Source organism: Cellulosimicrobium sp. CUA-896 (genome assembly GCF_001942335.1).
Lineage (GTDB): Bacteria > Actinomycetota > Actinomycetes > Actinomycetales > Cellulomonadaceae > Cellulosimicrobium.
Genome location: NZ_MKKH01000011.1, coordinates 176,787 through 196,551, shown reverse-complemented (window position 1 = coordinate 196,551; position 19,765 = coordinate 176,787). Strand labels below are relative to the sequence as shown.

Sequence of the window (19,765 nt, the reverse complement as noted above, 5' to 3'; positions counted from 1 at the left end):
GGCGTCGCACCCGCTCCTCCCAGCTCGCGCGCGACCCAGCTCGCGCGCGCCGAGCTCGTCCGCGACGACCACGAGGTCCGCCGCGGCGAGCCGCGTGTCGAGACCCACGGCGTCCGCCACCTCTCGCACCGCCGGGACGAGACGCCCCCGAGCGCCGCGAGGCGAACGCCGCACCGCCGCCGCTGCCCGTGCCCCCGAGCGCCGCGAGCGTCGCGGGGAGGCGTCGGCGAGCAGGTCGCGTCCCGCGACGGGGCCGCGGCCGTCGCGGTCGAGCGTGCCGACCGCTCCGGCGACGGCGTGCGCGACGGCACCGAGGCACCGCTCGAGGCCCTGGGCGACGGCGTCGTCCACCCCGCGCGCCGCGAGCGCGGCGCTCGCCCCGTGCAGGCCCAGCAGCGGCGTGCTCGACGCGACCGCGGCGACGAGCGTCGTGCCGCGGAGCGCCGCGCGGGCGTGGCGGAGCACGTCGGTCGCGGTCGCGCCCGGGTCCGCGTCCGGATCCGGCGTCGCGTCCGGACCCGGTGTCGCGTGCCGCGCGAGCGCGCGCAGCAGCCCCCAGCCGGCGTCGTGGCTGCGCGCTCCCCCGGTGGCGAGGACGACGCGTCCGGGGCGGCCGTCGGGCGCGTGGGCCGCGTCGGCGGACAGCGCGAGCAGGTGCCCGAGCGCGGCGGACGACCGCGGGACGGATGGTCGCGGGGCGGACGAGCGCGGGCCGGCTCCGGTGGTCCGGCCCTCGGTCCCGTCCGCAGTCCCGTCCGCGGTCCCGTCCTCGGTCCCGTCCTGGTCCTGGTCCCCGACCGCCGGCACCTGGGACGCGTCGGCGTACACGGTCGCCGTCCGGGGGTCGCGGCGGAGCACCACGGGCACCTCGACGCCGCCGTCCCCGGGCACGACCCCGGCGAGCAGCTCGGGCGCCGCCTCGCCGAGCGCGTCGAGGAAGGCCGGGCCGGAGCGCGCCAGCTCGACGGTGGCCACGGTCGTGGCGCCGTCCGCGGCCGTGCCGGGAGCACCGGGCGCGCCGGACGCGCCCGCCCACCACGCCGCGACGTCGCGGCGCCCGGGGTCGCACCGGGCGGGCGCCCGGCGGCCGCCGTGCCGTCCGCGGCCTGCTCCCCCACCGGCGCGACGCCGTCGCCGCCCGGCCACGTGCCGTCGGGGACCGCGGGGCCTGTCGAGCCGGTGACGAGGACGCGCATGCGGGGATTGTGCCAGCCTCCCGGCGCCCGGTCGGACGCCCGGACGCCCCGCTCCGGGAGGTGTCCGCTGTGCGACCATGGTGCCGTGAGCACTGGTAGCACCCTGCTGGACTCCGGGCTGACCGGACCGGACACCCCGCGCCGCGACGGCGGGGGCTTCGTCGAGCCCGCCCCCTCGGCCCTCCTGCTGCTGGGCCAGGGGCGCGACCTCGCGTCCGAGCGCGGTGTCGAGTGCGTGGGCGACCTGCCCGCGCCGAGCGACCCCGACCTCGTCGAGCGCGCGCGCGTCGCGCGCGCCGCCCTGGGCGAGCGTGCGTTCGTCCTCGGGCACCACTACCAGCGCGACGAGGTCATCGACTTCGCCGACGTCACGGGCGACTCGTTCAAGCTCGCGCGCGAGGCCGCGGCCCGCCCCGAGGCGGAGTTCGTCCTGTTCTGCGGCGTGCACTTCATGGCCGAGAGCGCGGACATCCTCACCTCCGACGCCCAGCAGGTCGTCCTGCCGGACCTCGCGGCCGGGTGCTCGATGGCGGACATGGCGGCGATCGACCAGGTCGAGGACGCCTGGGACGTGCTCGAGGAGGTCGGGATCGCCGACTCGACGATCCCCGTGACCTACATGAACTCGTCGGCCGCGATCAAGGCCTTCACGGGCCGGCACGGCGGCACGGTGTGCACGTCGTCGAACGCGGAGGTCGCGCTGCGCTGGGCGTTCGAGCAGGTCGGCGGGATCGACGGCACCGGCAAGGTGCTGTTCCTCCCCGACCAGCACCTCGGCCGCAACACGGCGGTGCTCAAGCTCGCCATGTCGCTCGACGACTGCGTCGTGTTCGACCCGCGCAGGCCGAACGGCGGCCTGACGGACGCCGAGCTGCGCGACGCCCGCATGATCCTGTGGCGCGGGCACTGCTCGGTGCACGGGCGGTTCTCGGCCAAGAACGTCGCCGACATCCGCGCGGCGGTGCCGGACGTCAACGTGCTCGTGCACCCCGAGTGCAAGCACGAGGTCGTGACGGCGGCCGACTTCGTCGGGTCGACGGAGTACATCATCAAGACGCTCGAGGCCGCCGAGCCCGGGTCGTCCTGGGCCATCGGCACCGAGCTCAACCTCGTGCGCCGCGTGGCACGCGCCCACCCGGACAAGCAGGTGCACTACCTCGACTCGACGGTGTGCTTCTGCTCGACGATGAACCGCATCGACCTGCCGCACCTCGTCTGGGCGATGGAGTCGCTCGTCGCGGGCCGGGTGGTGAACCGGATCGTCGTGGACGCCGACGACGCGCACTGGGCGCGCGTCGCGCTCGACCAGATGCTCGCGCTCCCGGGGATCTGAGCACCGGGCGCGGCCCGAGCACCGCGCGCGGCAGGACGCCCGCCCCCCGGGCCGTCCCGAACGGCTCAGCCGGCCCGGCGGGCGTAGCGGCCGGAGCGGTGCGCCCACACGTCGAACGCGACCGTGCAGAACGGCGGGACGGTCGCGGCGAGCGCGAGGAAGGTCGTCCACAGGGACCACCGCAGCCGCACCGCCACGAGCACGGCGAGAGCGACGTAGACGAGCACGAGCCCGCCGTGCACCGGCCCGAAGATCTCGACCCCGCGCTCCGTCGTGCCCGCGACCCACTTGAGGTACATCCCGACGAGCAGGCCGGCCCACGAGAACGCCTCGGCGACGGCGACGACGCGGAACGCTCGCACGACCCACGGGTGCCGGGCGGGCGGGTCGCCGGCCGGACGGGTGGCGGAGGGGCGAGGGGCGGGGCTCGTCGTGGTCACGCCGCGCATCCTCGCACGACCGCCTGATACCTGGTACCGCCGGTGCGGGACAGTACCCTGCGACGGTGACCCGACAGATCCAGCTCCTCGTCGCCAGCACCATGCCGCGCAAGGCGGTCCCCGGCCGCACGGTGCTCGACCCCTCGGTGACACGCATGCGCGTGCGCCCCGGCGACCTCGACTTCTACCTGCACGTGAACAACGGCGTCTACCTGCAGATGATGGACGTCGCGCGGAGCCACTTCATCGCCGACCTCGGCGCGGTCCCGCTCCTGCAGGACAAGGGGTGGTACCCCGTCGTCGCGGCGTCGACGATGACGTACCGGCGCTCGCTGCGGCTGTGGGACCGGTTCGAGATCACCACGCGCGTGCTCGGGTGGGACGAACGCGTCGTCTACCTCGAGCAGGTCTTCACGCGCCGGGGCGACCTGTGCGCGCGGGGGCTCGTCGCGGGCCGCTTCCTCACGCGCGGCTCGGGCGAGCGCGTGCCCGCGCCCGCGGTCGTCGGCCTGCTCGGCGGTGAGGCGGTCTCCCCCACCCTGCCCGACGACGTCGCCGCGTGGTCCCGCGCCGTCGACGTCGCGCACCGCGACGCGCCCGTCACGGAGCGGTAGGCCCCCGCCCGTCGGCGTCGCCCGGACCGCGGTCGGCCCGCGCGACGCCGACGGGACGTCGCACGCCCGGCCGTCAGGACGCGCTCGCCCCCAGGCGGCTGAGCAGCAGCGCCTCCGCGAGCACGACCTTCTGCAGCTCGCCGAGGTGCACCGACTCGTTCGCGCCGTGCGCGCGCGAGTCGGGGTCCTCCACGCCCGTGACGAGGATCGCCGCGTCGGGGAAGGCCTCGAGCAGGTCGGCGATGAACGGGATGGACCCGCCGACGCCGATGTCGACGGGGTCGGTGCCCCACGCCGTCGCGAACGCCCAGCGCGCCGCCCGCATCGCCTCGGAGTCCGCCGGCGCGAGGAACGGCTTGCCCTGCTCGCCGTCGCGCATGGTGACGCGGGCGCGAGCGGGGCGTGCGACTCCAGGTGCGCCCGGAGCGCGGCCATCGCGGCCGCCGGGTCCTGGCCCGGAGCGAGGCGCACCGAGAGCTTCGCGGTCGCGGCCGGCGTCAGGGTGTTGGACGCGTGCGCGACGCTCGGCGCGTCGAGGCCGATCACCGCGAGCGCCGGCTTGGTCCACAGGCGGCCGGCGATCGAGCCCTCGCCGGCCAGGGCCGTGCCCTCGAGCATCGACGAGTCCGCGCGGAAGTCCGCCTCGGCGTAGTCGACCTCGGGCTCGTCGGCGGCCACGAGACCCTCGACGGCGACGTTGCCCGCGTCGTCGTGCAGCGTCGCGATCAGGCGCGCCAGCAGCGTCACGGCGTCGAGCACGGGCCCGCCGTACATGCCCGAGTGCACCGCGTGGCCGAGCACGGCGACCTCGACCTCACAGTCGACCAGGCCGCGCAGGGACGTCGTGAGCGCCGGGACGCCCACCCTCCAGTTCGAGGAGTCGGCGACGACGATGACGTCGGCCGCGAGCAGGTCGCGGTGCTGCGTGAGGAACGGCAGGAACGTCGGCGAGCCGACCTCTTCCTCGCCCTCGACGAAGACCGTGACGCCGACCGGCAGCTCGCCGAGCGCGGCCAGCGCGCGCAGCGCGCCGACGTGCGCGACCACGCCCGCCTTGTCGTCCGCCGCGCCGCGTCCGTAGAGGCGCCCGTCGCGCTCGGTCGGCTCGAACGGCTCGGTGTCCCAGGACGCCGCGAGCCCGGGCGGCTGCACGTCGTGGTGCGCGTAGAGCAGCACGGTCGGCGCGCCCGCGGGCGCCGGCCGGCGCGCGACGACGGCGGGTGCGCCCTCGCGCCCGTCGGCGGTCGTCGCCCGCAGCACCTGCACCTCGGGCATGCCGACGTCGCGCAGCAGGGCCGCGACGGCGTCCGCGCTCGCCGCGACGAAGGACGGGTCGAACGCGGCGTTGGACACGCTCGGGATGCGCACGAGGTCCTCGAGGTCGCGCGCAGCGCCGGGAAGAGGCCCGCGACCACCTCCCTCAGGTCCGCGTGCCGGTCGTCGGCGGTGGCCGGCTCGGGGGTGGTCGCCTGCTCGGGGTCTCCGGGTGAGTTCGTCACGCCTGCACGGTACGCCACGGTTCCCGCGCGCCCGACGGAGGCCGGCCCGGGAGGTGGGGAACGCCGTCGCGCTCGACTACCCTGGAGTCGTGTTCTCCCGCAACCGCTCCGCCGCACCCGCCTCGCCGTCCGACGCGCCCGACCCCGTGCAGGCGGCGGCGGAGATCGAGCGGGGGAACGGCAAGGGCCGGCCGACGCCCCGGCGCAAGGTCGCCGAGGCGGCGAACAAGCGCCCGCTCGTGCCGAACGACCGCCGCGCGGCCGCCAAGGCCGCCCGCGAGAAGCAGCGCGAGGCACGCGACCGGCAGTACCAGGCGATGCAGACGGGCGACGAGCGCTACCTGCCGCCCCGCGACAAGGGACCGGTCAAGCGGTACGTGCGCGACTACGTCGACGCGCGCTGGAACCTCGGCGAGTTCTTCCTCCCGGTGGCTCTCGTCTTCATCGTGCTGTCGCTCTTCACGGCGAGCAACACCGACCTCGCGTTCGTGACCGTCATGGCGCTGTACGCGATCGTGCTGCTCACGGTCGTCGACGCGTTCGTCATGTGGCGCCGGCTGCGCAAGCGCATCGTCGCGAAGTTCGGCGAGGTCCCGCGCGGCACGGTCATGTACGCGGTGATGCGGGCGTTCCAGCTGCGCCGGGCGCGCCTGCCCAAGCCCGCCCACAAGAAGCACGGCGTCTACCCGGACTGACCCGCGTCGAGTTCCTCGGGCAACCGGTTCGCGGTTAGGTTGGGGTCCATGCCCACCTACCGCTACCTCGGCAACTCCGGTCTCAAGATCTCCGAGATCACCTACGGCAACTGGCTCACGCACGGCTCCCAGGTGGAGAACGACGTCGCGACCGCGTGCGTCCACGCGGCCCTCGACGCCGGCATCACGACGTTCGACACCGCGGACGTGTACGCCAACACCAAGGCCGAGCAGGTCCTCGGCGACGCCCTCAAGGGTCAGCGGCGCGAGTCGCTCGAGATCTTTACGAAGGTCTACTGGCCGACCGGCCCCGCCGGCCCCAACGACTCGGGCCTGTCGCGCAAGCACGTCATGGAGTCGATCAACGCCTCGCTGACGCGCCTCGGCACCGACTACGTGGACCTCTACCAGGCTCACCGGTACGACACCGAGACGCCCCTGGAGGAGACGATGCAGGCGTTCGCCGACATCGTCCGCCAGGGCAAGGCGCTGTACATCGGCGTCTCGGAGTGGACCGCGGACCAGATCCGCGCCGGCCACGCCCTCGCGAAGGACCTGGGCTTCCAGCTCATCTCCTCCCAGCCGCAGTACTCGATGCTGTGGCGCGTCATCGAGGACGAGGTCGTCCCGACCTCCCAGGAGCTGGGCCTGTCGCAGATCGTCTGGTCCCCGATGGCCCAGGGCGTGCTGTCCGGCAAGTACGTCCCCGGGCAGCCGCTGCCCGCGGGCTCGCGCGCCACGGACGACAAGGGCGGCGCCCGCATGATCCAGCGGTTCATGACCGACGACGTGCTCGCCCGCGTGCAGCAGCTCAAGCCGGTCGCGGACGAGCTCGACCTGTCCATGGCCCAGCTGGCGATCGCCTGGGTCCTGCAGAACGACAACGTCGCCGCAGCGCTCGTCGGGGCCTCGCGCCCCGAGCAGGTCGCCGAGAACGTCAAGGCGTCCGGCGTGACGATCCCGGCCGAGCTCATGGCCCGCATCGACGAGATCCTCGGCGACGTGGTGGAGCGCGACGCGGCCCGGACCGCCGAGGGCGCGCCGCAGCAGCGTCCCTCCTGACGCTCACCCCCACCGACCGACGCGCGGGGCGCCCCGCCGGTTGCCCCGCGCGTCGTCGTCCCCGGGCCGGTCGGCGGGCATGCCTCCCCCCGGCCGGCCGGGAGCCCTCAGCGCACCGGCTCCCCCGCGCCGGGCGCGGCGCCCTCGACGACGAGGCGCCCGGGCGTCGCCGCCCCGGGTGACGCCGTCCCGGACGCGTGCGGGTCCGTCACGAGCCCGCGCGGCGCGAACCAGCGCGCCGTCGCCTGGACCACCGGCCCGACCCCGAGCGCGTACGCGAGGGTCGCCCACCCGAGCGTGCCGCCGAGCGCCCACCCGAGCGCGACCACGACGACCTCGATCGACGTCCGCACGAGGCGGACCGAGCGGCCCGTCCGCGCGACGAGCCCGGTCATGAGGCCGTCCCGCGGGCCGGGGCCCAGCCGGACCCCGAGGTAGGCGGACGTCGCGAGCCCGTTGAGGACGACGCCGCCCAGCGCGAGCGCGACGCTCGCGCCGACGCCCGGTGTCGGCGCGAGGCGCTCGACGAGGGCGAGGGCGGGATCGATCGTCACGCCGATGACGACGACGTTCGCGAGGGTGCCCCACCCGGGCCGCTGGCGCAGCGGGACCCAGGCGAGGAGCGCGAGGGCGCTCAGGGCGACGACCACGACGCCGAAGGGCAGACCTGTGCGCCGCACGATCCCCTGGTGCAGCACGTCCCACGGCATGCCTCCCTGGCCGGCGTGCAGGAGCAGCGCCATGGACAGCGCGTAGCCGAGGAGGCCGAGCAGGAGCTGGACGATCCGTCGCGTCGGTGACATGCTCGCCATCCTGAGACCGATTGGCCTCGACATCCATAGCCAATCCGGAAGGAGTGGACGCGTGGCCCTCGAGACGCCGCCCCGCTCGCCCGTCCCGCTCGGCCGGGGCGCGGTAACGGACCTCGACGTGCACCGCCACCTGTCCCCCACGGCCGCCGTGCGGCTCCTGGGCCGCTGGCACGCCGGCGGGCCGGCGTACGTCGCCCTCGCGGACTCCGTACGCGCCGCCGTCCTCGCGGGCACGCTCGCCCCGCACACCCGCCTGCCGTCCGAGCGCGACCTCGCCCTGGCGCTCGGGGTCTCGCGCACCACGACGGCGGCGGCCTACCGCCGGCTGCGGGAGCTCGGCTTCGCGCGCTCCCGCACGGGCGCGGGCACGGTCGTCGTGCTGCCGCGCGGCGACCGGCGCCGTCCCGCCGCGCGGACCGCGGGCGGGGACGCACCCGCGGGCGGGCCGGCCGTCGGCGCACCCGTCGACCTGGCCGACCTCTCGCAGGCCACGTCGGCGGCACCCCCGGGCCTGCACGCGGCGTACGGACGGGCCCTCGAGCGGCTGCCCGCCTACCTGGGTGGCGGCGGCTACGAGCCGTACGGCCTCGCCGCCCTGCGCGAGGCCGTCGCCGCCCGGTTCACCGAGCGCGGGACGCCCACCGGGCCGGAGCAGGTGCTCGTCACCACCGGTGCCCAGCACGCCATCACCACCCTCGCGAGGACGCTCCTCGGCACCGGCGACCGCGCCGTCGTGCAGTCCCCGACGTACTACCACGCGATGGAGGCGATGCGCGGCGCCGGGGCGCGGCTCGTCGCGCTCCCGGTCGGCGACGGCGCGGCCGGCTCGGCACCGGGGTTCGACGTCGACCTGTTCGAGTCCACGCTGCGCCAGGTCTCCCCGCGGCTCGTCTACCTCGTGCCGGACTTCCACAACCCCACCGGGTACACGCTGACGCCGGACGAGCGCGCCGGGGTGCGCGAGGCGGCGGCGCGGCACCGGGTCACCGTCGTCGGTGACGAGACGCTCGTCGACCTCTCGCTCGACACGCCCGCGGACGACGGGGGCGACGTCGCCCCGCCGCTCGCCGGGGACGGCACGTCCCCGTACGTCGTGACGGTCGGCTCCGCGTCCAAGTCCTTCTGGGGCGGACTGCGCGTCGGGTGGGTGCGCGCGCACCCCGACCTCGTCGCGCGCCTCGCCCGCACGCGCCAGTCCGCGGACATCGCGACCGCCGTCCTCGAGCAGCTGGCCGTCGTCGAGCTCCTGGGCGACCGCACCGCCGTGCTCGCCCAGCGGCGGTCCGCGCTGCGCGCCCAGCGCGACCTCGTGCTCGGGCTCCTGGCCGACGCCTCCCGGAATGGCGCGTCCCGGTGCCCGCCGGCGGGCTATCCCTGTGGGCCGGGCTGGGCGCGCCGCTCGCGCACGCCGTCGCCGCGGCGGCCGCCGCCGACGGCGTGCTCGTCACGCCGGCCCCACCTTCACCCCCGACGGCAGCGCGACCGACCGGCTCCGCCTGACCTTCTCGCGCCCGCCGGAGACCTGGAGCGGGCCGTGCCCCGTCTCGCCGCCGCCTGGGCGCGCGTGGCCCGCTGAGGCCGCGCGCCCGCCGGGCCTCAGCCCGCCCGGAGCTCGACGGGCGCGGTGGCCGGTGCGCCGTCGTGGAGCAGGCGCGCGACCACCGCCCCGCCGGCGGCGAGGGACCGCCACGTCTCGCCGAGCCACTGCTCGGCGTCGTACTGCGTCGTGAACACGGGGCTCACCGGCTCCGCGAGCGGGCGCCCCTCGGCGTCGTCGAGCTCCCAGACCCACTGCGGGCGGATCATCGCCGTCCCTCCTCGTCCGAGCCGTGCGGGTCCGTGCTCTGCAGGTCCGTGCTCTGCGGGTCCGAGCCGTGCGGGTCCGTGCCGTGCGCGTCCGTGCCCTCGGCGCCGTCCCGCTCGACGTGCAGGCGCGGCTCCGGGTGGCGCACGAGCGAACGGTTGATGCGGGCGGCCCAGAAGGGGCCCTGGTAGAGGAAGCCCGTGTACCCCTGCACGAGGTCGGCCCCTGCGTGCAGGTAGTCGCGCGCGTCGTGCGCGGTCGTGATGCCGCCGACGCCGATGATCGTCCGCCCGGGCCCGAGCCGCGCGCGCAGGCGCGTGACCACCGCGAGCCCGCGCGGGCGGACCGGCGGACCCGACAGCCGCCCGGACCGCGGTCGTGTCGATCGTCGTGTTCACGGCGACGACGCCGTCGAGGTCCAGCTCGTCCACCAGGTCGGCCACCGCGTCCACGTCGGCGTCGGCGAGGTCCGGCGCGATCTTCACGAGCAGCGGGACGCGGTCCACGCCCGCGGCCCGCGTCGCGACGTCGGCGGCCTCGCGGACGGCGACGAGGATCGGCCGCAGGGACTCGACCTCCTGCAGGTCGCGCAGGCCCGGGGTGTTGGGCGAGGACACGTTGACCACGAGGTAGTCCGCGAGGGGGGCGAGCAGGCTCGCGCTCGTCGCGTAGTCCCCGGCCGCCCCGGCCGCGGGCGTGACCTTCGTCTTGCCGATGTTCGCGCCGACGAGGACGGCGCGCCCGGAGGGGGTCGAGCGCAGCGCCTCGAGCCGCCGGGCGGCCGCGGCCGCGCCCTCGTTGTTGAACCCCATCCGGTTGCGCACGCCGCGCACGTCGAGCTCGCGCCACAGGCGCGGCTTCTCGTTGCCCGGCTGAGGGTGAGCGGTCACGGTGCCGATCTCGACGAACGCGAAGCCCAGCATGGTCAGCCCGCGCACGCCGCGTGCGTTCTTGTCGAACCCACCGGCGAGGCCGAAGGGCGCGGGGAACGTCCGGCCGAGCACCTCGACGCTGCCGGGTCCGCCCGCGCCGCGGCCCAGGTAGGGCGCGAGCGCACCCTGCACGACGTCGCGCAGCAGCGGGACGCTCCCCGCACCGCGGATCGCCGCGGACGCGACCTCGTGCGCACGCTCGGGGTCCATGCGCCGCAGGACCGTGTCGAACAGGAGCGAGTACAGGAACGGGCGGCGGCTGCTCACGCGGCGTCCTCCGGGGTCGGGGTCAGGGACGGGTCGGGACGCGTGCGCCACAGCCACCACAGCCCGACGAACGGCAGGACGAGCGGGACGTAGCCGTAGCCGCTCCCGAAGCCCGACCAGACGGTCGCGCGCGGGAACGCCTCCGGGTCGACCAGCGAGAGCGTGCCGACGGCCAGGACCCCGACGAGCTCGAAGCCGACCGCCGCCCACGCCACCCGGCGGGCCGTGGGGCCGCCCCGCGCGAGCGCGACGGTCGCCACCACGTACACCGCGGCGGCGAGCGCGGACAGCGCGTAGGCGAGGGGCGCCTCGTGCCAGTCGCGCAGGAGCTGGACGCCCGCGCGCGCCGACGCGGCGAGGGCGAGGATGCCGTACGCCGCGACGAGGACGCGGCCGAAGCCGGTCCCGGTGCGCCGGACGGTGCCGGGTGCGCTCATCGCGTCCTCCGGGTCACGAGTTCCAGATCTGCCACAGCCGCCACTCGAGGAAGGCCACCGTGAGCGCGGCGACCGCCAGGACGACCGAGCTCCAGCGGGTGCGCTCCGCGAACGCCCACAGGGCGGCGACGGGCAGGATGACGAGGGCGGTCACGAGGTAGCCCCAGAGCAGCACCGGGTCCGACGGAGCGGTGCCCGTGGCTCCCAGCACGCCGAGCACGACGCCCTGCACGAGCAGGAGCCCCTCCACGACCGCGCCGCCCCACACCTGACGCAGCACGACCGCGCGGTCCTGCACGACGAAGACCACCGCCCACGCGGCGAGCGCGACGCACGCCGCGACCACGACGAGCACGAGGGCGAGGACCACGGGCCCGAGCGTACCGGCGCGCGCGGGACGGGACGGAATCCGTGCCCACGACCGCGAGCGGAGCGGGCGGGATAGCATCGCCGCTGTGGCTGAACTGACCGTCTCCAGCAAGAGTCCCGCCGGTGCCAAGGTCGACGCGCTCGTCGTCGGCACCCACACGACCTCGGACGGCGTCGCGATCCTCGGCGACGACCTCCCCCGCCCGGTCGTCGCCGCGCTCGAGGGCCTGGCCCCGACGCTCGGCGTCACGGGCGCGGCCGACGAGGTGCGCAAGGTCCCCGCCGGGCCCGACCTCAAGGCCGACGTGCTCGTCCTGGTTGGCCTCGGCGCCCGCCGCCCGGACGGCACGTTCGGGCCGGAGCCGCTGCGTCGCGCCGCCGGCGCCGCCGTCCGCGCCCTCGCCGGGACCGCGACCGTCGCCGTCGCGCTGCCCGTCGAGGACGACGCGCAGCTCGGAGCCGTGGCGGAGGGGGCCCTGCTCGGCGCCTACGCCTTCACGCGCTACCGCACCGGGGAGGCCGCGACCTCCGCGGCCTCGCGCCCGCCGGGGACGGTCGAGGTGCTCGCGCCGCACGCCCGCAGCGCGACCGCGAAGGCGGCCGTCGAGCGCGCCCGCGTCGTCGCCGACGCCGTCAACGCCACGCGCGACCTCGTCAACGCCGCCCCCAACGACCTGTACCCCGCGGCGTTCGCCGACGTCGCGAAGCAGGCCGTCAAGGACGCGGGCGCAAGGGCCTCAAGGTCACCGTCCTCGACGACAAGGCGCTCGTCGCCGGCGGCTACGGCGGCCTCGTCGCCGTCGGCCAGGGGTCGGCGCGCGGCCCGCGCCTGGTGAAGGTCACGTACTCCCCGGCCCGGCCGGCCGCGAAGGTCGCCCTGGTCGGCAAGGGCATCACGTTCGACTCCGGCGGCATCTCGATCAAGCCGGCCAAGGGCATGGAGTCCATGAAGTCCGACATGGCCGGTGCCGCCGCCGTGCTCGGCACGGTCGTCGCCGCGGCCAGGCTCGGGCTCCCCGTCGCGGTGACCGGCTGGCTGTGCCTCGCGGAGAACATGCCCTCGGGCACGGCGCAGCGCCCCTCCGACGTCATCACGATCCGCGGCGGCAAGACCGTCGAGGTGCTCAACACGGACGCCGAGGGCCGGCTCGGTCATGGCCGACGGCCTCGTCGCCGCGATCGAGGAGAAGCCCGACGTGGTCCTCGACGTCGCGACGCTGACCGGCGCGCAGGTGGTCGCGCTCGGCAACCGCGTCTCCGCGGTCATGGGCGCGGACGCGGTGCGGTCCGAGGTCGTCGCCGCCGCGGACGCGGCGGGCGAGCAGTTCTGGCCGATGCCGCTGCCCGAGGAGCTGGGGGCGTCGCTCAAGTCCAAGGTCGCGGACCTCGCGAACATCGGCGACCGGTTCGGCGGCATGCTCGTTGCCGGGCTGTTCCTCCAGGAGTTCGTGGGGTCGACGCCGTGGGCCCACCTCGACATCGCCGGTCCGGCGTTCAACGAGGGCGCGGCGCACGGGTACACGCCCGTGGGCGGCACCGGCGTCGCGGTGCGCACGCTCCTCGGTCTGGTCGAGGGGCGCGCCGGCCGCTGACCCCGTGCGCGCCCGGAGCTCGGCTCAGCGACGACGCTGGGCCGAGTTCCAGTCGCGCATGCGCTGCGGGTAGCCGGTGAAGCGGACGTTGTAGACGGGGATCCCGAGGGAGCCCGCCACGTCGAAGGCCGTCCGCTCGTCCGGCACGCGGCGGCGGGTCCACTCGCCCGTGGTCGCGATGAGCAGGAGCGTCGCGCCCGTGTCGTGGGTCGGGGGCTCGACGTAGGCCTCGACGCCGACGCGGGTGCGCACGAACTCCTCGAGGTGCGCGAGCGTCGCGCGCCGCGCCTCGCCCGTCGAGGCGGGCGGGCCCGCCGACGACGCGCTCGGGGCGGGACGACGGGAGAACAGTCGCGAGAGCCGGGACACACCGGCAGGCTACAGGTCGCGGCCGGACGGAACCTGGGAGCCACCGGGACGGCCGCCGGCCTCGCCGGACGCGGGAGGCAACCGCCGACGGGGCCACCGCGGCGGGGGTGCCGCGCGGCCCGGCTGACCGCGGCCTGTCTGCATCGTCACAGCGCCGGACCGCGGGTCCGATTGGGGAGGCGGTCCCCGAGGTGCCAAGATGGCTACCGTCAGGACGTGCGCGCACCATGGTCGGCGCCGCCGTCAGGCCCGCTCGACCACAGCGTGCGTGGACGTCCGACACCGCTCTCCCCTGCTGAAGGAGTCGTCCGTGGCCGATCCCGGCACACCAGCCGACGTCGTCGTGCTGGGCGGAGGCAGCGCCGGCTACGCCACGGCGCTGCGGGCCGCGCAGCTCGGCCTCGACGTCGTGCTCGTGGAGGCCGGCAAGGTCGGGGGGACGTGCCTGCACAGCGGCTGCATCCCCACCAAGGCGCTGCTGCACGCCGCGGAGCTCGCGGACGGCGCCCGCGACGGGGAGCGGTTCGGCGTCCGCAGCACGTTCGACGGCGTCGACATGGCCGGCGTCAACCGCTACAAGGACGACGTGGTGGCAGGCCTGTACAAGGGCCTGCAGGGGCTCGTCGCCGCGCGCGGCATCACCGTCGTGGAGGGCCACGGCCGGCTCGTGGCACCGGACACCGTCGAGGTCGACGGGACCCGCTGGACGGGCCGCCACGTGGTCCTCGCCACCGGATCCACGTCCCGCTCGCTGCCCGGTCTGGAGATCGGCGGGCGCGTCATCACGTCCGACCAGGCGCTGCAGCTCGACCGCGTGCCGTCGTCCGTCGTCGTCCTGGGCGGCGGCGTCATCGGGTCGGAGTTCGCGAGCGTGTGGCGCTCCTTCGGGGCCGAGGTCCAGATCGTCGAGGCGCTCGACCACCTCGTCCCGCACGAGGACGTGGCGCTCTCGAAGGCGCTCGAGCGCGCCTTCCGCAAGCGCGGCATCGGCTTCTCCCTCGGCGACCGGTTCGCCGGCGTCAAGGAGACCGCCTCGGGCGTGACGGTCACGCTCGAGTCCGGGAAGACCTTCGACGCGGACCTGCTGCTCGTCGCCGTCGGGCGCAGGCCCCGCACGGCGGACCTCGGGTTCGAGGAGCAGGGCGTCCGGCTCGACCGCGGCTTCGTCGTCGTGGACGAGCGGCTGCACACCGGCGTCGGCAACGTGTGGGCCGCGGGCGACGTCGTCCCCGGCCTCCAGCTCGCGCACCGCGGCTTCGCGCAGGGCATCTTCCTCGCCGAGCAGATCGCCGGGCTGGACCCGTCGCCGGTCGTCGAGTCGTCGATCCCGCGCGTCACCTACTGCGACCCGGAGGTCGCGTCGGTCGGTCTCACCGAGGCCGACGCACGACGGTCCTACGGCGAGGACGCCGTCGAGACCCTCGAGTACAACCTCGCCGGCAACGGTCGCAGCAAGATCCTCGCGACGAGCGGGTTCGTCAAGCTCGTGCGCCGCAAGGGCGGCCCCGTCGTCGGCGTGCACATGATCGGTTCGCGCGTCGGCGAGCTCGTCGGCGAGAGCCAGCTCATCGTGGGCTGGGAGGCGTACCCCGAGGACGTCGCCGCCCTGGTCCACGCCCACCCCACCCAGAACGAGGCACTCGGAGAGGCGCACCTGGCACTGGCCGGCAAGCCTCTGCACGCCCACAACTGACCCCGAACATCGAAGGAGACCAGGCAGGTCATGTCTGAGAACGTGCAGATGCCGGCGCTCGGCGAGTCCGTCACCGAGGGAACCGTCACCCGGTGGCTCAAGTCCGTCGGCGACACCGTGGAGGTCGACGAGCCGCTGCTCGAGGTCTCGACCGACAAGGTCGACACCGAGATCCCCTCGCCCGTGGCGGGCGTGCTCGAGCAGATCCTCGTCCAGGAGGACGAGACCGTCGAGGTCGGCGCGAACCTCGCCGTGGTCGGGTCGGGAGAGGGCGGCGGCGACGCCGCGCCCGCCCAGGCCGAGGAGCCGCAGCAGGAGGAGGCCCCTGAGCAGCCGGAGGCCCCGGCCGAGCAGTCCCAGGGCCAGGAGCAGCCCCAGCAGGAGGCGCAGCCCCAGCAGGAGCAGGCTCCCGCCGCGGACACCGCGCCCGCGGACGGCGGCGGCGAGGAGATCAAGCTCCCCGCGCTCGGCGAGTCGGTGACCGAGGGCACCGTGACCCGGTGGCTGAAGTCGGTCGGCGACACCGTCGAGGTCGACGAGCCGCTGCTCGAGGTCTCGACCGACAAGGTCGACACGGAGGTCCCGTCCCCCGTGGCCGGCACCGTGCAGCAGATCCTCGTCCAGGAGGACGAGACCGTCGACGTCGGCGCCGTCCTGGCGATCGTCGGCTCGGGGGCCCCCGCCGGGCGGTCCGCCGGGGCGTCGGAGCCCGAGCAGCCGGCCGAGCAGCCGGCCCCCGAGGCGCCGACGCAGCAGGAGCCGCGCCAGGAGGCCTCCCCGGCGGAGGCCGAGACGCCCGCCTCCGAGGCGGACGTGCCGGCGCAGGCCGCCCAGGAGAGCACCCCCTCGGCCCCGCAGACCGCCTCGACGCAGGAGCCGCAGGGTGGCGAGCAGAAGTCGGCGCCGTCCGCACCCGGCGCGACCCCGGCACCGGCCGCGAAGGCGGGCGGGACCTACCTCACGCCGCTCGTGCGCAAGCTCGCGGCGGAGAAGGGCGTCGACCTCTCGTCGCTCGAGGGCACGGGCGTCGGCGGACGCATCCGCAAGGAGGACGTCCTCGAGGCGGCGCGCAAGGCCGAGGAGTCGACGGCGCCCGCGGCGGCGGAACCCGCGGCCGCACCGGCCGGCGCCAAGAAGCCGTCCGTCCCGGCCGTCTCGCCGCTGCGCGGCACGACGGAGAAGACGAGCCGCCTGCGCCGGCTCGTGGCCAGCCGCATGGTCGAGGCGCTGAGCACCCAGGCCCAGCTCACGACGGCCGTCGAGGTGGACGTCACGCGCGTCGCCGCCCTGCGCAACCGCGCGAAGGCGGACTTCAAGGCGCGCGAGGGTGCGAACCTCACGTTCCTGCCGTTCTTCACGCTGGCGGCCGTGGAGGCGCTCAAGGCCTTCCCGAAGATCAACGCGACCTTCGGCGAGGACGAGATCGTCTACCACCCGCAGGAGAACGTCGGCATCGCCGTGGACACCGAGCGCGGCCTCGTCGTGCCGGTGATCAAGGACGCCGGCGACCTCAACCTCGCCGGCATCGCGCGCAAGATCGCGGACCTCGGTGCCCGTACCCGCGCCAACAAGGTGGGCCCCGACGAGCTCGCCGGCGCGACGTTCACCATCACGAACACCGGCTCCGGCGGCGCGGTCTTCGACACGCCCATCGTCCCGGTGGGCCAGGTCGCGATCCTCGGCACGGGCACGATCACCAAGCGCGCCGTCGTCGTGACCGACGAGGACGGGAACGACACGATCGGCATCCGCTCGACGTGCTTCGTCTTCCTCTCCTACGACCACCGCCTGGTCGACGGCGCGGACGCCGCACGCTTCCTCACCGCGATCAAGAACCGTATCGAGGAGGGTGCGTTCGAGGCCGAGATCGGCCTCTGACACCCGGGACGTCCCGTCGAGGGCCCCGACCGCCGCGCGGTCGGGGCCCTCGGCCGTCCCCCTCCGGCGCGCCCGGCCCCAGCGGTGTCCCCGGCGCCGACGGCCCGTACGGTGACCTCCATGGACATCGTCGTGGCGGGCTCCCACGGGCTCATCGGGAGCAAGCTGCTCGAACGGCTGCGGGCCGAGGGGCACCACGTGCGTCGCCTCGTGCGCCGAGCGCCGCAGGCGGCGCACGAGCGTGAGTGGGACCCCGACGGCGGCGTCCTCGACCCGGCGGCGCTCGAGGGCGCGGACGCGGTCGTCAACCTGGCGGGCGCGGGGATCGGCGACCGGCGCTGGACCAGCGCCTACAAGCGCGAGCTGCTCACGTCGCGGACCCGCACGGCAGGGCTGCTCGCCCGCACGATGGCGCGTCTCGACGTCCCGGTGCCCGTCCTGGTGCAGGGCTCGGCGATCGGCTACTACGGCGACCGGGGCGCCCAGGTGCTCACCGAGACGTCGTCCTCCGGCGAGGGGTTCCTCGCCCACCTCGTGCGTGACTGGGAGGCCGCGACCCGACCGGCCGAGGAGGCGGGGGCCCGGGTCGTGCACGCCCGGACGGGGATCGTCCTGACGCCCGACGGGGGCGCGCTCGGCCGGCTGCTGCCGTTCCTGCGGCTCGGCGTCGGCGGGCCCCTCGGCCGCGGGACGCAGTACTGGAGCTGGATCACGCTGCGCGACGAGGTGTCCGCGCTGTGCCACCTGCTCACGGCCCCGGTCCACGGGCCCGTGAACCTGTGCGCGCCCGCACCGGCGACCAACGCGGACGTGACGCGCGCCCTGGCCCGTGCGCTGCACCGCCCGGCCGTGGTGCGCGTCCCGGCCCTCGCGCTGCAGGTCGTGCTCGGCGAGCTCGCGACGGACATCCTCGGTTCCCAGCGCGCGCGGCCGACGGTCCTCGAGGCCAGCGGGTTCGCGTTCGCCGACGCCGACCTCGACACCGCCGCCCGGCGGGTGCTCTGCCGCTGACGCCGCTGTCCCGGGCCGCCGGGCGCCGATCCGCCCGGCGCGGCCCCCGCCGCTCGTCCGGGACGCTCGTCCGGGGCGATCAGCGCACCTCGGCGACCCGCCAGCCCACGTCGGTCCAGCGCAGGACGAGCACGACCGTGGTGCGCGGGGCCCGCGGGACCTGGACGTCCTCGCCGCCCGTCCGCTGGCGGTGGGCGTCGACGGCGTAGTCCACCTCGACGACGGCCTCGTCGGCCGGTCCGGACGCTGCGTCGCCGGCCGCGCGCACCGCGAAGACGTCGGCGCGCGCACCGAGCACCTCGACGTCCTCGAGCTCCGTGAGCAGCGCCGCGTCGGTCGTCTCGGCGGGAGAGCCGGCCACGACGACGGAGCCGAGGTCGCCCGTGCCGCCCGTCAGGAGCGCCAGGCGCCGTTCCGTGAGCTCGCGGGCGGCGGCGAGCGGGTCGGTGCGGTCGGTCGTGGGGTCCGCGGGGGACGACGCCCCCTCCCGCGCCGCCGCCCGCTCCGTCCCGGCACCGGCGGCGCGCTCGACCGACGTCGCCGGCGCCGGGTCGTCGTCCCCGGTCACCCGCACCCCGACGAGCACGAGCACCGCGCACCCCACGACGACGCCGAGCGGCACGAGCACCGCACGCCACGCCCGTGGGGCGCTCCCTCGCCGGACGACGACGCCACCACCTCGTCGCGCGCTCCGCCTGGTCGCGGACCGCGCACGGTGCGGTGCGACGCGCGACGTCGCGGCGGGCATCGTCGCAGCACGCGCCGTCGCAGCACGCGCCGTCGCCGCACGCGTGGCGCCCCGCTCCCCCGCCGGACGCCTCGTGCCCCCGCTCAGGCGACCGCGACGAGCCGCGCCGGGTCGGGCATCGTGACCGGTCGCGGCTCGGCCGCGTCGTAGCAGCGGGCGGCGAACGTGCCCGCGGCGGGCCGTGCCTCGGGGTCGTCGCGCAGAGCGGCGACGAGCTCCGCGTGCAGCGCGGCCAGGGCGCGCTCGTCCGCCGGGCCCGGCGCCGCTCCTCGCGACGTCGGGTGGCTCGAGGCGGGCGGCGGGACGAGGTCGAGCGCGAGCCGGGCCAGGTCGCGCACGTCGTCCGCGGGCGTCCCCGCGGCCGGCTCGAGCGGCGGGTGCACCACCGCACGGCCGTCCGGGGAGAGCGTCACCGCACCCGCGTCGAGGTGCCCGTGGACCCGCCCGGTGCGGTGCAGGGCGGCGAGCGCCTGCGCGACGGGGACGAGCACGGTCACCGCCTCGCCGGGCGAGAACGGACCGCGCGCGGCCGCGAGCTCGTCGAGCCGCAGACCCTCGACGTCGTCGGTGAGGACGGCGAGCGCCGCGTCCCCGGCCTCGACCACGGCGCGGACGGCGGCGAGGTGCTCCTCCTCGCGCGCCAGCGCGTCGAGGTGTGCGACGAGAGCGGCGCGCGCCGTGGGGTCGTCCGGGACACGGACGACGTCGACGGTGCACTCCGTCCCGGAGGCGTCGCGCGCGACGAGACCGCCCGGCGCGCCGGGGCGTGGGCGTACGTGCCAGCCCTGCGCCCCGAGCACCGCCCGGAGCTCGTCCGCCGGGACCGCGGCGGCGTCCCGGCCGTCGCCGCGCGGGTCGCCGCCCGGGTCGGAGCGCAGGTCGGAGCGCAGGTCGAAGCGCAGGTCGGAGCGCAGGTCGGAGCGCAGGTCGGCGGCCCGGCCGGCACGACGACGGGGGTGCGGTCGGGGCGCGGGCGCGACAGGCATGGTGCCCATCTCACCGCATCGGGGCGCC

17 protein-coding genes and 3 pseudogenes are annotated in these 19,765 nt (G+C 76.1%); 9 read left to right on the top strand and 11 right to left on the bottom strand.

From position 1 onward, the window contains the following. On the bottom strand, positions 1-975 hold a 975-nt coding region (locus tag BJF88_RS05480; protein WP_187346197.1), incomplete at its 3' end, for a glycerate kinase. 306 nt (positions 976-1,281) lie between these two features. Between BJF88_RS05480 and nadA the strand changes: the two genes are divergently transcribed. Beyond that, a complete protein-coding gene (nadA, locus tag BJF88_RS05475) occupies positions 1,282-2,529 on the top strand; it encodes a quinolinate synthase NadA (protein ID WP_369824492.1) in 1,248 nt (415 codons plus the stop codon). A gap of 65 nt (positions 2,530-2,594) precedes the next feature. On the opposite strand, the gene BJF88_RS05470 is transcribed toward nadA, so the two are convergent. Further along, positions 2,595-2,969 carry a DUF3817 domain-containing protein gene (locus BJF88_RS05470; protein ID WP_255371773.1) on the bottom strand — a complete coding sequence of 125 codons (375 nt, stop codon included), beginning with the start codon at positions 2,967-2,969 and terminating at the stop codon, positions 2,595-2,597. 65 nt (positions 2,970-3,034) lie between these two features. Between BJF88_RS05470 and BJF88_RS05465 the strand changes: the two genes are divergently transcribed. Beyond that, positions 3,035-3,583, top strand: coding sequence for a thioesterase family protein (locus BJF88_RS05465; RefSeq protein ID WP_075828043.1), 549 nt, complete (start codon positions 3,035-3,037; stop codon positions 3,581-3,583). Between the two features lie 73 nt (positions 3,584-3,656). Here BJF88_RS05465 and BJF88_RS05460 read toward each other — a convergent pair. Next, positions 3,657-5,007: pseudogene (locus BJF88_RS05460) on the bottom strand (dipeptidase). A gap of 164 nt (positions 5,008-5,171) precedes the next feature. On the opposite strand from BJF88_RS05460, the gene BJF88_RS05455 reads away from it, so the two are divergent. Beyond that, on the top strand, positions 5,172-5,777 hold the full coding sequence (locus BJF88_RS05455; protein WP_075828067.1) for a DUF3043 domain-containing protein: 606 nt from the start codon (positions 5,172-5,174) through the stop codon (positions 5,775-5,777). 48 nt (positions 5,778-5,825) lie between these two features. Next, complete coding sequence (locus BJF88_RS05450) at positions 5,826-6,839, top strand: aldo/keto reductase family protein (protein ID WP_075828042.1); 1,014 nt, start codon at positions 5,826-5,828, stop codon at positions 6,837-6,839. 107 nt (positions 6,840-6,946) lie between these two features. Here the strand turns inward: BJF88_RS05450 and BJF88_RS05445 are convergent, their stop codons facing one another. After that, positions 6,947-7,642 carry a YitT family protein gene (locus tag BJF88_RS05445; RefSeq protein WP_075828066.1) on the bottom strand — a complete coding sequence of 232 codons (696 nt, stop codon included), beginning with the start codon at positions 7,640-7,642 and terminating at the stop codon, positions 6,947-6,949. Between the two features lie 61 nt (positions 7,643-7,703). Between BJF88_RS05445 and BJF88_RS05440 the strand changes: the two genes are divergently transcribed. Further along, positions 7,704-9,227, top strand: coding sequence for a PLP-dependent aminotransferase family protein (locus BJF88_RS05440; RefSeq protein WP_255371772.1), 1,524 nt, complete (start codon positions 7,704-7,706; stop codon positions 9,225-9,227). Positions 9,228-9,247: 20 nt separating this feature from the next. Here the strand turns inward: BJF88_RS05440 and BJF88_RS05435 are convergent, their stop codons facing one another. The 4 genes and pseudogenes from BJF88_RS05435 to BJF88_RS05420 all read right to left on the bottom strand — a co-directional run bounded on the left by BJF88_RS05435 (position 9,248) and on the right by BJF88_RS05420 (position 11,461). Beyond that, positions 9,248-9,457 carry a hypothetical protein gene (locus BJF88_RS05435; protein WP_075828041.1) on the bottom strand — a complete coding sequence of 70 codons (210 nt, stop codon included), beginning with the start codon at positions 9,455-9,457 and terminating at the stop codon, positions 9,248-9,250. Beyond that, positions 9,454-10,597, bottom strand: a pseudogene (locus BJF88_RS05430) (quinone-dependent dihydroorotate dehydrogenase). The gene BJF88_RS05435 and the pseudogene BJF88_RS05430 overlap by 4 nt, the downstream one beginning before the upstream one ends. Positions 10,598-10,650: 53 nt before the next feature. Then, positions 10,651-11,091, bottom strand: a complete 441-nt coding sequence (locus BJF88_RS05425) for a hypothetical protein (protein ID WP_075828040.1) — start codon at positions 11,089-11,091, stop codon at positions 10,651-10,653. A gap of 13 nt (positions 11,092-11,104) precedes the next feature. After that, positions 11,105-11,461: a hypothetical protein gene (locus tag BJF88_RS05420; RefSeq protein WP_075828039.1), complete on the bottom strand. Its 357-nt coding sequence runs from the start codon at positions 11,459-11,461 to the stop codon at positions 11,105-11,107. Positions 11,462-11,546: 85 nt separating this feature from the next. Here BJF88_RS05420 and BJF88_RS05415 point away from each other — a divergent pair. Further along, positions 11,547-13,052, top strand: a pseudogene (locus BJF88_RS05415) (leucyl aminopeptidase). A 24-nt stretch (positions 13,053-13,076) separates the two neighbouring features. Here the strand turns inward: BJF88_RS05415 and BJF88_RS05410 are convergent. Continuing rightward, positions 13,077-13,421 (bottom strand): oxidoreductase, encoded by a 345-nt coding sequence (locus BJF88_RS05410; RefSeq protein ID WP_075828038.1) that lies wholly within the window; start codon positions 13,419-13,421, stop codon positions 13,077-13,079. Positions 13,422-13,731: 310 nt separating this feature from the next. On the opposite strand from BJF88_RS05410, the gene lpdA reads away from it, so the two are divergent. The 3 genes from lpdA (at position 13,732) to BJF88_RS05395 (ending at position 18,003) form a co-directional block, all read left to right on the top strand. Further along, entirely contained in the window at positions 13,732-15,114 is a 1,383-nt protein-coding gene (gene lpdA / locus BJF88_RS05405) for a dihydrolipoyl dehydrogenase (protein ID WP_075828065.1), read from the top strand. A gap of 30 nt (positions 15,115-15,144) precedes the next feature. Further along, positions 15,145-16,992: a 2-oxoglutarate dehydrogenase, E2 component, dihydrolipoamide succinyltransferase gene (sucB, locus tag BJF88_RS05400; RefSeq protein ID WP_075828037.1), complete on the top strand. Its 1,848-nt coding sequence runs from the start codon at positions 15,145-15,147 to the stop codon at positions 16,990-16,992. 120 nt (positions 16,993-17,112) lie between these two features. Continuing rightward, positions 17,113-18,003: a TIGR01777 family oxidoreductase gene (locus BJF88_RS05395; protein WP_075828036.1), complete on the top strand. Its 891-nt coding sequence runs from the start codon at positions 17,113-17,115 to the stop codon at positions 18,001-18,003. Between the two features lie 79 nt (positions 18,004-18,082). Here BJF88_RS05395 and BJF88_RS05390 read toward each other — a convergent pair whose 3' ends face one another. Both BJF88_RS05390 and BJF88_RS05385 read right to left on the bottom strand, forming a co-directional pair. Beyond that, the gene (locus BJF88_RS05390) at positions 18,083-18,631 is read right to left on the bottom strand and encodes a hypothetical protein (RefSeq protein WP_075828035.1); all 549 of its coding nucleotides are present in this window, start codon (positions 18,629-18,631) and stop codon (positions 18,083-18,085) included. A gap of 203 nt (positions 18,632-18,834) precedes the next feature. Further along, positions 18,835-19,737: a hypothetical protein gene (locus BJF88_RS05385; RefSeq protein WP_139315920.1), complete on the bottom strand. Its 903-nt coding sequence runs from the start codon at positions 19,735-19,737 to the stop codon at positions 18,835-18,837. Positions 19,738-19,765 lie beyond the last annotated feature (28 nt).